This window comes from Rhizobium sp. Leaf384 (genome assembly GCF_001424065.1).
GTDB lineage: Bacteria > Pseudomonadota > Alphaproteobacteria > Rhizobiales > Rhizobiaceae > Ferranicluibacter.
Genome location: NZ_LMQE01000005.1, coordinates 396,600 through 411,074, shown reverse-complemented (window position 1 = coordinate 411,074; position 14,475 = coordinate 396,600). Strand labels below are relative to the sequence as shown.

At 63.9% G+C, this 14,475-nt stretch carries 8 protein-coding genes; 3 read left to right on the top strand and 5 right to left on the bottom strand.

Translation table 11 applies throughout. The annotated features are described in order from the left end of the window. Positions 1–85 precede the first annotated feature (85 nt). The gene (locus ASG25_RS10280; protein WP_062473135.1) at positions 86–1,870 is read left to right on the top strand and encodes an IlvD/Edd family dehydratase; all 1,785 of its coding nucleotides are present in this window, start codon (positions 86–88) and stop codon (positions 1,868–1,870) included. 25 nt (positions 1,871–1,895) lie between these two features. Here the strand turns inward: ASG25_RS10280 and ASG25_RS10275 are convergent, their stop codons facing one another. After that, the gene (locus ASG25_RS10275; protein ID WP_244479373.1) at positions 1,896–4,109 is read right to left on the bottom strand and encodes an EAL domain-containing protein; all 2,214 of its coding nucleotides are present in this window, start codon (positions 4,107–4,109) and stop codon (positions 1,896–1,898) included. A gap of 272 nt (positions 4,110–4,381) precedes the next feature. Between ASG25_RS10275 and ASG25_RS10270 the strand changes: the two genes are divergently transcribed. Continuing rightward, a complete protein-coding gene (locus ASG25_RS10270; RefSeq protein WP_082480071.1) occupies positions 4,382–5,188 on the top strand; it encodes a transporter substrate-binding domain-containing protein in 807 nt (268 codons plus the stop codon). A gap of 999 nt (positions 5,189–6,187) precedes the next feature. On the opposite strand, the gene ASG25_RS10265 is transcribed toward ASG25_RS10270, so the two are convergent. Beyond that, the gene (locus ASG25_RS10265; protein WP_062473131.1) at positions 6,188–7,015 is read right to left on the bottom strand and encodes a hypothetical protein; all 828 of its coding nucleotides are present in this window, start codon (positions 7,013–7,015) and stop codon (positions 6,188–6,190) included. Further along, positions 7,012–7,482, bottom strand: a complete 471-nt coding sequence (locus ASG25_RS10260; RefSeq protein ID WP_062473129.1) for an abscisic acid-deficient protein Aba4 family protein — start codon at positions 7,480–7,482, stop codon at positions 7,012–7,014. Before ASG25_RS10260 ends, ASG25_RS10265 begins: the two co-directional genes overlap by 4 nt. A gap of 277 nt (positions 7,483–7,759) precedes the next feature. On the opposite strand from ASG25_RS10260, the gene ASG25_RS22715 reads away from it, so the two are divergent. Continuing rightward, positions 7,760–8,707: a LysR family transcriptional regulator gene (locus tag ASG25_RS22715; protein ID WP_162242183.1), complete on the top strand. Its 948-nt coding sequence runs from the start codon at positions 7,760–7,762 to the stop codon at positions 8,705–8,707. On the opposite strand, the gene ASG25_RS10250 is transcribed toward ASG25_RS22715, so the two are convergent. Both ASG25_RS10250 and ASG25_RS10245 read right to left on the bottom strand, forming a co-directional pair. After that, positions 8,677–10,494, bottom strand: a complete 1,818-nt coding sequence (locus tag ASG25_RS10250; protein WP_277996167.1) for an adenylate/guanylate cyclase domain-containing protein — start codon at positions 10,492–10,494, stop codon at positions 8,677–8,679. The two genes, ASG25_RS22715 and ASG25_RS10250, sit on opposite strands and share 31 nt — an antisense overlap. 119 nt (positions 10,495–10,613) lie before the next feature. Further along, positions 10,614–14,333 carry a FecR domain-containing protein gene (locus ASG25_RS10245; RefSeq protein WP_082480066.1) on the bottom strand — a complete coding sequence of 1,240 codons (3,720 nt, stop codon included), beginning with the start codon at positions 14,331–14,333 and terminating at the stop codon, positions 10,614–10,616. Positions 14,334–14,475: the final 142 nt, after the last annotated feature.

The following is a 14,475-nucleotide window of genomic DNA, read 5'->3' as shown; positions in this document are numbered from 1 at the left end:
TTGCCCGGCCGCCTATACTCTATCCGTGAAACGACACGTTCCTATTTCGCTGCGATTTTGAAATCTACACCGTCAGGTCCTGCCCATGAGCACCGTTCCCCAGACCAGCCGCCGTCTCCGTTCGCAGGACTGGTTCGACAATCCAGATCATATCGACATGACCGCGCTCTATCTGGAGCGCTTCATGAACTACGGCATCACGCCGGAGGAATTGCGGGCGGGCAAGCCGATCATAGGCATCGCCCAGAGCGGAAGCGACCTGACACCCTGCAACCGCGTCCATCTCGACCTCGTCACGCGCGTGCGGGACGGCATCCGGGATGCCGGTGGTATTCCCATCGAGTTTCCCACGCACCCGATCTTCGAAAACTGCAAACGCCCGACAGCCTCGCTCGACCGAAACCTTGCCTATCTCGGCCTCGTGGAAATCCTCTACGGCTATCCTCTCGATGGCGTGGTCCTGACGACCGGCTGTGACAAGACCACGCCGTCGGCCCTGATGGCGGCATCGACCGTCGACATTCCCGCAATCGTGCTCTCGGGCGGGCCGATGCTGGACGGCTGGCATGAAGGCGACCTCGTCGGGTCGGGAACGGTGATCTGGCGGATGCGCCGCAAGCTTGCAGCAGGCGAGATCGATCGCGAAGAATTCCTGCAGGCGGCGCTCGATTCCGCACCATCAGTCGGGCACTGCAACACCATGGGAACAGCCTCGACGATGAATGCGCTGGCCGAGGCCCTTGGGATGTCCCTGACCGGATGCGGCGCGATTCCGGCCCCCTATCGGGAACGGGGGCAGATGGCCTACCGAACGGGCAAGCGGGCCGTGGAGCTCGTGGTCGAAGACATCAGACCGTCCGATATCCTGACCCGCGCTGCCTTTCTCAATGCCATTCGCGTCAACTCTGCCATCGGCGGCTCCACGAATGCCCAGCCGCACCTTGCGGCCATGGCAAAGCACGCAGGGGTCGATCTTGCGCCCGAGGACTGGCAGGTCCACGGGTTCGACATTCCGCTGCTTGCCAATATCCAGCCCGCCGGTGCGTATCTCGGAGAGCGGTATCACCGCGCAGGCGGCACACCGGCGGTCATGTGGGAATTGCTGCAGGCAGGCAAGCTCGACGGCACCTGTCGAACCGTGACGGGCAAGAGCATGTTGGATAATCTCTCGGGACGACAGTCCTCCGATCGGGACGTCATTTTTGCTTATGACCGACCCATGAAGGAGAAGGCGGGTTTTCTTGTGCTGAAAGGAAACCTGTTCGATTTTGCCATCATGAAGACTAGCGTGATCTCGCAAGGCTTTCGCGAGCGCTATCTCATGGAGCCCGGGCACGAAGGCGTGTTTGAGGGAAAGGCAGTCGTTTTCGACGGGTCCGAAGACTACCATGCACGGATCAACGATCCGCATCTCGGCATCGACGAAAACACCATTCTCGTGATCCGCGGGGCAGGTCCGCTTGGATGGCCCGGATCGGCCGAGGTGGTCAACATGCAGCCGCCGGATCATCTGCTGAAGCGCGGCATCACCAGCCTGCCGACGATCGGCGACGGTCGTCAATCGGGCACGGCCGACAGTCCGTCAATCCTAAATGCGTCTCCGGAAAGTGCGGCGGGCGGAGGGCTTGCCTGGCTCCGCAACGGCGACCGTATCCGGATAGATTTTAACGCGGGACGCTGCGACATGCTGGTTTCGGACGAGGAGATCGAGCGCCGCAAGGCCGACGGGATCCCCACGGTGCCGGCCGACGCCACACCATGGCAGCGGATCTACCGGCAAACGGTGACCCAACTGTCCGATGGCGCCGTGATCGAAGGAGCCGCCGATTTCCGCCAGATTGCCAAGACGATGCCCAGGCACAATCACTGACATGAGAGAGGCCGAGGCCACGCCTTCAAAGCGAGCGGTGCACGGGCGATGCGGCGGTCGATGCGAGGGAGGCAGCAAAGGCTGCGGCGGGAACGGGCCTTGAGAACAGAAACCCCTGCAGGTCGTTGCAGCCGAGAGCGACGAGAAAGTCCTTCTGACCCTCGGTTTCGATCCCCTCCGCCGTCGTCATCGTCCCGATCGACTGACTGAGCCTCACGATCGAGGACACGATTGCCGCGCCTTCTGCTCGCGTGCCGATGAGCTCGACGAAGGACCGGTCGATCTTGATGCGATCGATCTGGACGTGGATCAGATGGCTGAGGGACGAGAATCCGGTTCCGAAATCATCCAGAGCAATGCGCACGCCTTCGGAGCGCAGTCGCGACACGCTCGACTGCGCCTTTTGACCGAAGTTGAAGAGCGCCGCTTCGGTGATTTCGAGCTCGAGCCGGAAGGCCGGCAGTCCGGTCTCGGCGAGGATTGCCAGCAGCTCCTGGTGGAATGCCTCGTGAAGAAACTGCGATGGCGAGACGTTCACCGAAACGGGCAGATCCGCAGGCCAGGCGGATGCGAGCCGGGCTGCCTCCCGCAGGACCCATCTGCCCAAGTCTTGCATCAGGCCGCTTTCCTCGGCAATGGGCAGAAATCTCTCCGGCGTCAGAAATCCGTGTTTGGGATGCTGCCACCGAACCAGGGCTTCTGCGCCGGAAAGCTCTCCGGTTCCATGACCACGATGAATGCCTTGAAAGTAGACCTGAAGGGAGCCGAGGTCGGTCCGGGCGGTCTTTCCGTCATCGTCCGTCGAGCCGACGGAGGAGAGTAGGGCCTGCAGATCGCTTCTCAGCCCATCCCGCGCCTCGCCCTTTGCGTCCATATCGGGCCGGTAGGAGACGAAGCGTCCACGGCCATTGGCTTTCGCATCGTAGAGGGCGAGGTCGGCCCGTCGCAGGATCTCTTCGGTCCCAATGGCCGCCGAGGCAAAGGACGCGATCCCGATGGAGCAGCCGATTTGGACCGTCGTGTTGCTGTGGGGAAGAAAGATCGGCTGACCGAGGGCGGAGACAATGTCTCCACACAGGTCGATCCCGTCTTGCTGTTGTCCGGTTCGGTGCCTCAGGAGCAAAGCGAACTCGTCGCCGCCAAAGCGCGCCAAGACGCCCTTGGAAGGCGCCAGCAGGTCCAGGACTGTCGCGACAACCACCCGTAGCAGCTCATCGCCCACCGGGTGACCGTGCTCGTCGTTCACGTCCTTGAACCGGTCGAGGTCGATGAGTGCTACGCAAGCAGCGCCGCCGCCGGACCGGAGCTCCGCCAGGCATTCGTCAAAATGCATGGCAAACAAGGCCCGATTGGGCAGGCCCGTCAGCACATCGTGCAGCGACAGGTGGCGTGCGTGCTGTTCGCTCGCCCCCAGTTCGTTCAGGCTCCGTCTCAACCGGATCATCAGGTGAAAGAAGAGCGCGGCGATCAAGAGCGCGGCCAGAGAGAGCACCGGGACAAGCCGGCCGATCACCCGCGACCCCGGCAGATCCGGTTTCCAGATGATAAAGCCGATGGGCTCTCGACTGGATGTCGCCTCGATCTGAAACGCGACTTCCGTGTCCTCTTGATCTGCGGCACGTGCGTAGCGCGCGCCGATCAGGCCCTGTTCCTTGCTCAACGCGTCGAGGGCTGCACCGTCAAGAAAGCGGAAGGCGACCAGAAACAGCGGTGCGTCTCGTTGCTGCGCCTCCAACGTTGCTGGACCGTCGAACGCGATCGAGGTGACCCCCACTACCGCGGGTCGCCCCTCCAGCCGCAAGAGCTCGACCCGGCTCGCGGGCGATGAACCAGCCCCTGCTTGGTCCTTTCCCTTCTGCACCCCGCTGATGACGGGCTGCAGGAGAGGCCGTATCCATTTGTACCGCTTGGCCGCCTTGCTGCCCGTCTCTGCCATGAGTGTGCCGGAGCCCGTCAGGAAGAAGGTCGCATCGTAGCCGAAGATCCGCGTCGCGATGTCACCGAAGGTCGCAGTCGCTGCGACCTGGGAGGCGGCCGTGTCCGATCCAGGCGGGGCTGCCCCCTGATGAGACGCGGTCTTCAGAAAAGAACGATATCCGGCGCCCATCAAGCGGATATCCTGAAGCACCCTTTCGACCTGATCCTTGAGGCGACCGTCGACAAGCCTCCGCTGCCGATCAAGCGCTGCAGCATCGCTTTCCGTTCCGGCCCACATGGCCGCCAGGAAGACCAGTCCCAAGACAGCGAAAGCACTTATTCCGAGGAGAACTAAAATACGTCCCGAGGAACTTCGAGATGAGGGTCCGACAAACGAATGAAGAGACGTATTAGATATCACAGATATTTCCACCCTGGAAGCGGATGGTGAAGCTTATTACTTACCCAAACCTTGTTAAGCCTCCTGCTAGAATTGAGAACGTCAGTACAGCAGTCGTTAGGATTTATGTGATCCAATGTAACGTTAGCGCAGCAGGTGGCCGCGCCGAGATCAGAGGCAGAAGCGATCACACCATGCAAAAACACAGCATTCCCTGTCCATCGCAACTGTCGCGTTTCGGCTTCATTGCGTTCGCAGTCCTTGCCCTGCTTAATCCCTTTGATGCCGGTGCGGCAGACCAGAAGACAGTCAAGATTGCTGTCGAAGGCGCATTCCCACCCTTCAACTACCTCGATTCCAATCAACAGCTTCAAGGCTTCGACGTCGATATCGCGAAGGCGCTTTGCGATGCGGGAAAGTTGACCTGCGAGTTCGTGATCCAGGAATGGACCGGCATGATCCCCAGCCTCCTTGCCGGGCGCTATGATGCTATCATTTCATCCATGTCTATGAGCGAGGAACGCCGCCAGAAGGTCACCTTCACCAAACGTTACTATGACAGCCCGACCGTCTTCATCTCGCGCAGGAACAATGCGCTTCAAGGCTTCAACCCCGAAGATCTCCAGGGCGTGCGTCTCGGCGTTACCGCCGGCACGTCGCAGGAGGCTTATGTCAAGCAATTCTACTCAACCGCATCTGTGACGGTTTTCCCTGCCTCTCCTGATCTCTACAAGGGGTTGGCTGAGGGTGCCGTCGAGCTTATCCTCGAGGACAAGCTGGCGGTTTATGACTGGCTCACAAACACCAAGGCTGGCAGCTGTTGCGTGTTCAAGGGTGCGGACATCAAGAACCCTGAGTTTTTCGGCGATGGCGCCGGTATCGCGCTGCGTCCTGACGATCGCCAGCTTCTCCAGACGATGAACGCGGCGTTGGACACCATCCAGGCGGATGGGACCTATGATTTTATCAACGCCAAGTATTTTCCCTTCGAGATCCGATAGCGAAGGCAGCCGTACGGGCGGCAACAAGCACCTCGCATACCGAGCGCCGTCCGGCCCGGACACGATAGCCGAAGTTACGGGCCATTTACGCCGCGTCATGCGTACGTGGCAGCGTGAATTTGAAACATCAGGCCATCGCTCTTGCTGGAACGAGCGGCATCTAATGACTCGACAAACACGGCTATCTCACTGGGTCATTGAACCCAGCAAGCTCAAGCGTCTTCCCATTTCGGCCGCAACGCCATCGAGTGGCAGTACCACCTCAGTCTTTTGCCCTTCTCATCTTCATTCGACCCTCTAGCTTCTCGACATCGGGCAGATCTTGCAGCGTCTCCAACCCAAAAACGGAGAGAGAATGGCGGTTGGTCACGTAGGATACCGAACGCCAGGCGCTGGGCTACGCGGCACAGAGGCGATTAGCCAGCGCTACGCAGACACGCAGTGGTGTCGCGACTGATCTCCTTGCAAAAGGTCTTTGACAGCTATCTTGAGCCTGCTACGTCGTATGACGCGTATCGATCGCTCTTTGACGGAAATAATTTCCGTTTCTGTCCTGGTTGAGACCCAGGCTGGCATCACACTAAGCACGTCGACGCTCATGATTTTTATTAAGGAGCCATGAAGCCGAACGGCGTTTCGACTGGCGCCGCCATTGCCAGGAAATAATGAAGCCTTATCAAGAGACGATACAGATCTCGACTGCAGATAGATCTTGGCCATGATCGTGTGGCGGCCTGATTGAAATGTCCTGTTTCTGCAAAGTTGGAATGTCGCTCCTTCCTGCCTCGCCGGCCGGCGGCAGCTGCGCGCCTTTAAGCATTGTCACGGTCCGGAGGCGGACAAAAGACGCGCCGGGGCCGCGTCGTCGGGCGCGGGCGCTTTGACAACCTGCGTCAACCGACGCGCGAAGCCGGCCCTGGAGCCTCTGGATCGGTCATGCGCGGCGATCCCGGAAACCCCAGCGAGGGGGCGCCTCCACCTCCGGCGTCCACCTCGATCTCAAAGCGGAAAGATAGGCCTGCCCGAGAGCGCCTGGACGAAGACAAGGAGGGTCAGGGCCGTCCAGCCGAGTGCGGCGAGGGCGATATGCCTTCGGGAGAGAGGGCCGGCCGTCCGTTCGCGCCACAGCACATAGAGCGGCAAAGCCTGCATGGCGTGCAGGGCCAGGAAATGCGCGGGCCGCAAATCGCCGACCGTGCCCGACCAGCCGAGCAGCGGCCAGTTTGTCGCATCGGGTGGCGGCGTGCCGACCAGATGGCCGCCATTGGCGCCGAGCACGCCTGCGGTCAGAAGCGTCAGGACCAGCGTGAGAAGGAACCCGACGCCGATCGCGAGCCGCAGCGAGGGCGAGAGACGGACATCGCGATCGCGAAGCACGACAATGCCGAAGACGCCGATGCCGAGCATCAGCAACACTGCGCCGACACCCATGAACTGGTACATCTGGATGTGAAAGGCATCGCTGAAGTTGAAGTGCGACGCCTCCCCGCAAGCGGCCTGGTAGGTGAGATAGATCATCTCGAGACTGAAGGCGGCCGTCATGACGCCTTCGGTCACACGAAGGGTCAGGCTCTGCGCCCAGCCCGCCGAAAGACGCGCCTGGACCAATGCCAGTGTTCCGAACGTGAGGGCGAAGGACAGGGCGAATTTTGCCGGCTTCAGCCAGACCGGGTCTCCGCCGGGAAGCGCGCGGCTCTCGACCATGCCCCAGAGAAGGGAGAGCACCAGCAGAGCCAGCGCGACGCAGGTGAGCGCCGGCATCTGTGCGTGCGACGGCGCGCGACGGCCATCACGCCCGGGAAGACGCACCAGGCGGTCGGCGGTCATGTGGGTTCTCCGGCCAGCGGCTTGAGCGACGGGATGCGCGCGGACGCGGCCCCGAATGTTCTGTGCATCCCCTCGGCAAGCCCGGCAATGAGGGCCCCGAGAGGGCCGAACAGGAAGATGAAGGGCAGGAGAAAGGCCTGCAGGAGCCGTCCGACGCCGACGCGATCGAGACGGGCGGCGATGCGGGCGCCGATCATCAGGTCGAACGCCAGATAGTGGATCCAGCCTGCGAGCAGAAGCCAGTCGTCCGAAAAGAGCAGACGCACATCGGCGAGGCTGCCAAAGCCGCCCTGCCCTGCGGCAAAGCGCGTCAGGACGAGGACGGCATAGAGCGCCGACAGGATGGCAGGCAGGACGAGCGCGGGGAGAAGGTTCAGCCAGGCAAAACGGCGCGGCCCCAGGATGAGAAGACTCCAGCCGACGAGCGCGATCTGTCCGGCGCAAGCGAAGAGATCATCCGGTGTCATGACACGGTCCCAAGGGTTGGAGACAGGACCCGACGGGGCGATCGCGCTTCGCCAGAGTTCCGCCGGCGGACGGCGCACACGGGTGGTTCGGTCCCGGCCCCAGTTCCGGTGGCCGGCAAGGCCGCTGCCTCTCCTGTCCCGGTACACGTCACTTTTGGCGATACGAGCCCTGGTCCGGGCGCGCCAAGAGGTGTGCGATGGGTCATCACGGCTCCGTTTCCACATATCTTCCCCACCGTCTCACAGATCGCAGACCATGCATATTGACGACCGATGCATGATGGCTATGCATGGATGCATGGAAACGGTGCCCTTATCTCCATTGGAAGCCGACTGGCGGCTCGTGCGTGCCTTCGTCGCCGTCATGCAGGCCGGAACCCTGACGGGCGCCGCAAGACAACTCGGGACGACGCAACCGACGGTCGGCCGGCAGATCCGTGCGCTGGAGCGCATGGCCGGCGAAACCTATTTTCTGAGGCGCGGCGTTCGGCTGGAGCCGACGGATCATGCGCAGGTTCTTTTTGCGCGTGCCCTCGATGTCGAACGGGCCGTCACGACCCTCGCCCGGTCCCTCGCAACCCCGCAGACATCTCGTTCGAAGGTCCGGATAACGACGAGCGAGATTTTCGGCACGCAATTGATGCCTTTGCTCATCCCGACTTTGCTGGCGAAGGTCCCCGGGGTCGAAATCGAGGTTATCGCCACCGACCGGCTGCAGGACCTCCATCGTCGCGATGCCGATCTCGCCATCCGGTTCGTGGCGCCTCTTCAGCCGGAGTTGATTGCGCGGCAGGTCGGCGAGGTCTCGCTGGGCCTCTATGCGACGCCCGGCTATCTCGATCAGCATGGAAGGCCACGAAGCCCCGCAGACCTGCGCGACCACACCTTGATTTCGAGCCGCGACGGCACCGAGGTCCGCACGGTCGCGCGCCGGCTGGGTCTGGATCTGCGGCCCGACAGCATGCCGGTGCGGAGCGACGAACTGCTCGTCCGCGACAGTTTCATCCGGGCCGGCCTCGGCATCGGGGCCTGTCACACCTGGCTGGCGACGCTGGTGCCGGGCCTCGAGCGGGTCCTCCCCGATCTCGATGTCATCCGCCTGCCCGTCTGGCTTGTCGCGCATGAGGACCTTCGCCGCAGCCGCAGTCTGCGCCTGCTGCACGATGCCTTGGCCGACGACCTCCGCGCTCGGTTTCAGGGCGGAAATGCCACGCCTGCGGGATAGGATGGCGACGAACCCGGCGATCGACCGGTGGGATGGGGGGCCGCCTCCGGCCGGACGGCAAAGACGGCGGAGAGGCCGGTCCGGCCCTTGACCTTGATCCGGTCGAGCTCGTGGACCGGGATCGTGTCGCCGACCAGAGCGGCGGTGGTCTCGCCGATCAGGAGCGGTACGCCGTAGGTTTTCGACTCGCCTTCCAGACGCGACGCCAGATTGACGCTGTCTCCAAGAACCGAGTAGTCGAACCGGCGGGTCGAGCCCATATTGCCGACGACGCAGGCGCCCGTGTTGATGCCGATGCCGATCCGGAGTGTCGGCGGAGGCTGGCGTCCCGCCGCTACGGCTTCGGCGCGCAGGCTCTCGTTCAGCGCATCCACCGCTTCAAGCATCGCGAGGGCGGCCTCGACGGCGCGCAGGGCATGATCCGGCACGTCGAGCGGGGCATTCCAGAACGCCATGATGCAGTCGCCGATATATTTGTCGATCGTGCCGCCGCTTTCGAGCACGATATCCGACAGAGGCGTCAGGAGACGGTTGATCAGGGTCGTCAGCTGCTCCGGATCGTCCTTCAGCGCTTCGGAGATGGTGGTGAAGCCGCGCACGTCGCAGAAGAGGATCGTCAGGACGCGTCGCTCGCCGCCGAGTTTCAAGAGGGCAGGATTTGCTGCGAGCTTCGCGACGACGGCCGGGGCGAGATATTGCGAAAAGGCGGAGGTGATCTGGCGGCGGCGGTGACGCTCGGCGGCGTAGTCGAGCCCGGCCTTGACGCCGCAAACGAGGAGAAAGGCGCCGATCGGTGCGAGCGGCGGAAGGAAGATGCGACCGTAGCGCATCGCAACGCCCGCGCCCACGACGGTGCCGGCTGCAACGAGCACGGCTGTCAGTCCGGTGGTCCAGCCGGTTTCACCCCGGGAAAGGACGGCAGCGAGAACCGCGGCCACGACCACCCCCAAGAGGCGAAGCAGCGGTCCGGCCGGGGTGATGAAAAGGCCTGCCGAGAGGTTGTCGAACAATGTCGCCTGAATTTCGGCACCGGACACGAGACGGCCGCTTTGAAGCGTATCGGATGTCGGGAAGGCATCGGCCGCCGCCGCGTCGAGCGTCGGGGCGTTCTGGAGGCTCAGCCCGACGATCACCGTGCGTCCCCGGAAGATGCCCTCGGGGAGGAATTGCTCCGGATGGAGCGCCTGATAATAGGAGACCGTTTCGTACGTTCGGGCCGGCCCGAAGGTCTGGATCAGCTTCTCGCCCGGTTCGATCTCCGCAGGTCGTCCGGCAATGTCGATGAGCTGGCGCGCAAGGCCGTCGGGATAGGCCGGGACGTGCCGCAGGACGCCGTCGGCGTCGAGACTGACGGACGCGATGCCGGTTCGCGCGCCGGTGGCCGTCAGCAGGGCCAGCGGCTCCGTGCGGACGAACTGGTTGGCGTGCGGCGTGCGGATCAGGGTTTCGTCCCCTGCCAGCACGACGTCCGGGCCGAGCGCTGCCGCAAGGCGCGTATCCTGAGCCGGATCCGCTGCAGGTTCGGCAAAGATCACGTCGAGCGCAATGGCCCGTGCGCCGGCGGCACGCAGCGCCGTCACCAACTGGCCGTGCAGCGAGCGGGGCCAAGGCCACTGCGCGCCGATCTCCATCATCGAGGGCTCGTCGATCGCAACGATGACGGGACCATCCGCGGGACGCGGCGCGCGCGCGATGGTCGACAGATAGTCGAACACCCGCATCTCCATAAGACGCCATGGCGACGTCTGCGCCACGGCGCCGAACAGAACCGCTGACAGAAGCGTGATGAGCGCAAGGCCGGCGAGGCGCCTGTGCCGGTCGACGCCCGCGAGATCGGGCACCCCCGCCGGATGGACCCCTCCCCGACGCCCCCCTCCCCGATGCCCCCCTCCCCGATGCCAGGCCATCAGAAGCGAACCGTCATCTGCGCCTTCACGGACCGCCCCCATCCTGCGGTGCCCGCCGAAACGTAGAAGGCCTCGTCTGTGAGGTTGTAGCCACCGAGATCGAGCTGCACCCGGCCGTCCGGAGACTCCCAGCTGACATTTGCGTCGAGCGTCCAGTAGTCGCCAAGCGTTTCGCCGGCCAGATTGCTGGCTCGCCGGCCCGTGTAATTGCCGGCGACGGTCGCTGCGACGCCGATCGGATTGACGAAGGTCAGGGCGAGCTGGGCGGCATCCCGCGGGACATAGGTCAAGGCGTCGCGATAGCCGGCACTTGCCGGGTCGTCGTTGCGCGAAGACGCCCGCGCATAGGTGGCGGCCAGGCCGACGCCGCTGCCGAGGGCAAGGTTGCCGGTAACGCTGACCCGGTCGATCCGCCCGCGCGCGACATTGCCGCCGACGAGATCGACGGCGGGGAGCGACAGGGGATCGGCAATCAGGAGATTGCGCACGGTCTGGTGCTGATAGTCGACGGCCGTGAAGAAGCGGTCCGTCCACTGGGCATCCCAGCGGGCAGCCAGCGTATCGGCATAGCCGTCGATCGACAGCGGCAGCTGGTTGGATTGCAGCGCGACGACCCCCACGGGCGCAAGGGTGGGCGTCGACTGGGTGAAGCCTTCCCGCAAATAGCCGAACCGAAGCCACTGCCCCTCCTGCACCTCCCAGGCAAGACCCGCGCGCGGCTCCAGACGGGTGACATCGACGGTATCGCCTGTCAGCCTGCGCGCAAACAAGGCGGCTTCGAGCTTCAGGCCCGGGAGCCCGTCATAGAGCGCATCGACATAGGCGGTGCCGGCTGCGACATCGGCGTCATCGACCGTTTCGAGATCCTCGAGAACCCCGCCGGGAGTGCCATCTGGGTTCACAGCACGGAGGCGGGAGGTGGAGCGCGACAGGGCGTCGATGCGTCCCCCCTCGAGGCCGACGCGGAGCGTGGCGTCCCCCAGACCGAGCGTGTAGCCGAGAGCCGCAATCCGGCTCTTCTCCTGCAGTTCCTGTTGCCGGTCGAACAGGAAGGGAATTCCTGCGAACGAGATGCCGCCGAGCGAGCGGCTCGATCCCGCAACATTGCTGCCGAAAAGCGCGGCATTCAGGATGTTCTCGTATCCGAACGTGTGGCTCCAGCCGATCCCGAAGTTCAGCACGCGCTGCGTGTTGGTATCGCGAGACAGGGAGCCGACCGAAACGCCCGGCAGGGCCAGTCCAGGGAGCAACTGCGGGAGGGAGGTGATGCGGGCGGCATCGACAAGGCTGTCCGTGTCACCGCTGTTGACATAGGCGACGATGCGATCGTCCGGTGTCGGGCTGGCGGTGATGTAGCCGTTGCCGCCGGTGATGTCCGTGGTTCCGGCCAGGATATCCGTGCCGTCCGCACCGGCGCGTTCGTCACCACGGGCGTCCCACGACAGGTTTCCGAAATAGCTGATCGGGACAGGCGCCTGGGAAAAGCCCTGGATCTGCGCACCCTTGACCCACTCGGAGCCGGCGCTGTTGATGTTGATGCCCGCCGTCAGCGCCGTCTCGACAAACGGCATGCGCACGAGGTTTGCCTGGCGTTCGCTGCCAGCAAGCAGGTGCGGATCGAGAAGCAGGGCCTTCAGGAAAGACGAGTAGCTGCCGCCGTTGCCGGAGGGATCGATCGTGTTGACCCCATAGCTGAAGCTGTTGGCGAACGGATTGACGCTGCCGCGCACGGTCTGGTCGAGGTAGGACGTGCTGGCAAACGGATCAAAGACGATATCGCCGTAGAACTGCCCCCAGGCATCAAGCCCCTGCAGGCGGAACGCGTCGTTGAGAACTGAGCCGGCTTCCTGGTTTGCGCCCACGGAGCCGAAATCGCCTCCCCGCTGTCGAGACCGCTTCAGATAGTCCTGGGCGTTGTGAATGGCGCCATCCGCATCGTGATCCTCGATCGCGATGGACGTGCGATAGGCCGCGATGACGGGATCGTTCGGATCAAGCCGGTCGGCGTTGTCCAGCGCCTGATCCGCAGCTCCCCGCTCGCCATGCGCGTAGAGGGCGGCTGCGAGCAGGAGCTGGCCTTGAGAATATGCCGGGTTGGCGGTGGAGCCCGCAAGGATGTCGGCGATCGCCTTGTCTTTTTCGCCCGTCTGGAGATGGTATTGTCCCCGGGTGATCAGCGCGATGTCGAAGCCGGGATCGATTTCGAGCGCCCGGTCGATCTCCCGCCGCGCATCCTCGACGCGCAGTTCCTCGAGATAGAGCCCGGCAAGATTGGCATGGTGCAGCGGCGACATCGGATCGAGGGCAATGGCTTTGCCAAAGGCGGCCTCGGCCTCGCGCCGTGCCCCGCGCAGCGACTGCAGCAGGCCGAGAGAGTTCCAGATCGTGGCATTGCCCGGCTCTGATACGAGCGCTGCCCGAATGTCGGCCAAGGCGCCCTCGAGATTGCCGCGCACGCCGGCCTCGAAATCCGCGCGCGCCTCCAGGGCTGTCGCCTGCCCCGGATCTCGGGCCAGCGCCAGCGCGATGGCGGCCTGTGCCTGGTCGCGATCGCCGAGGACCAGGGCGACCTTCGCGCGGATCGCCGGCAGAAGGGCGTCGTGCGGGTAGCGGGTCTCCGCCCGTTTCAACACATCGAGCGTTGCCCGCAGATTGTCCCGGAAACCGACCGTGAACACTTCTCCGACGATGGCGGCGGCGCCCGTGCCGACGGTTGGCGGCCGTTCCACATGGCTTGGATCCGCCAGGGACCGGGCGAAGTAGGCACCGTAGCGCGCGACAGATCTGCGCGCGTCATCGAGGTTCGGCGCGGCGCGGTCAAACAGCGTGGCGGCCTCGCCATAGCGCCGCTCCGATCCGGCGATCAGGGCGTCGAGAAGAGCGACCCGCGCCCTCTGACGCGCATCCAAGTGCTGCCGGCGCACCTCGGCCAGCGTCGCCAGAGCCTCTGCCTTGCCCGAAATGGTGACGTTCACCTCGGCCAGCGTCAGCCAGTCCTCGGCGGTGCGACGCTCGGGCGGAAGGGCGAGAAGCGCGGCACGGCGACGCCGCATGTCCGGCCCCGGCAAGGGCGATGCCGGCAGGAACGGAAAGGCATCCCGCAGTTCGAGGTAATAGAGCATCTGCTCGCGATCGCTCGAATTGAGGACGATGACCTTGCGTGGCGCCTGGCCGATGGCCGCGACCGCTCCCTCCCCCTTGGCGACCCTGACGCTGCCACGCGCATTGCTGAGGTCGACGACGCCGTCGAGAACGGTGAGCGAGGTCTTTCCCTCAGCGTCCACCGACAGGGTCCAGTCGGTTCCGCGAATGGCGGCCGTTGCAGCCGGCGTCTCGATCGCCAGCCCCGATCCGCCGCGCTCGGCCCGGGCCCAGAGGGTCCCGGACTGCAGCTCGACGCTGGCGTCGGACCCGCCGCCGTTGACCTGCTTGACGAGCAGGGACGTGTTGCGACCGAGGCGCATCTGCGTCCGGTCCGAAAAGAGAATGGCAAGCTGCCCGTTGGCGTTGGTGCGAAGGATATCGCCATTGACGACATCCTGGGAGAGATCGACGACCGACCAGCCGTCCTTCTCAACAAAGCGGATTTCCTCGCCCGATTTGCGCGCAATCACCGAGCCTGCCGCAGACGACGTCCGCAGCAGAGGTTCGGCGTTCAGTTCCCCTGAAAATAGCAACGATGCGGATGCCGCCATCGCGGCCACGATGCCGTTTCTCATCGCAATCCCCTCAACCCCCGCCTAACCTAATGAGTTGGGCCGGTAGAAAGTCAAGATGGTCAGTAAGTCGAATGTTGCATTTATTTTGCAACTATGGTGTTAGCAACAGCATGCAACACGCTTTGGGGAGGGAGCAATGGAT

Excerpts from the sequence above, each read along its gene's own strand:
- ASG25_RS10260 (WP_062473129.1), bottom strand. The coding sequence starts at position 7,482 with ATGACACCGGATGATCTCTTCGCTTGCGCCGGACAGATCGCGCTCGTC.
- ASG25_RS10245 (WP_082480066.1), bottom strand. The coding sequence starts at position 14,333 with ATGAGAAACGGCATCGTGGCCGCGATGGCGGCATCCGCATCGTTGCTA.
- ASG25_RS10270 (WP_082480071.1), top strand. The coding sequence starts at position 4,382 with ATGCAAAAACACAGCATTCCCTGTCCATCGCAACTGTCGCGTTTCGGC.
- ASG25_RS10265 (WP_062473131.1), bottom strand. The coding sequence starts at position 7,015 with ATGACCGCCGACCGCCTGGTGCGTCTTCCCGGGCGTGATGGCCGTCGC.
- ASG25_RS22715 (WP_162242183.1), top strand. The coding sequence starts at position 7,760 with ATGATGGCTATGCATGGATGCATGGAAACGGTGCCCTTATCTCCATTG.
- ASG25_RS10280 (WP_062473135.1), top strand. The coding sequence starts at position 86 with ATGAGCACCGTTCCCCAGACCAGCCGCCGTCTCCGTTCGCAGGACTGG.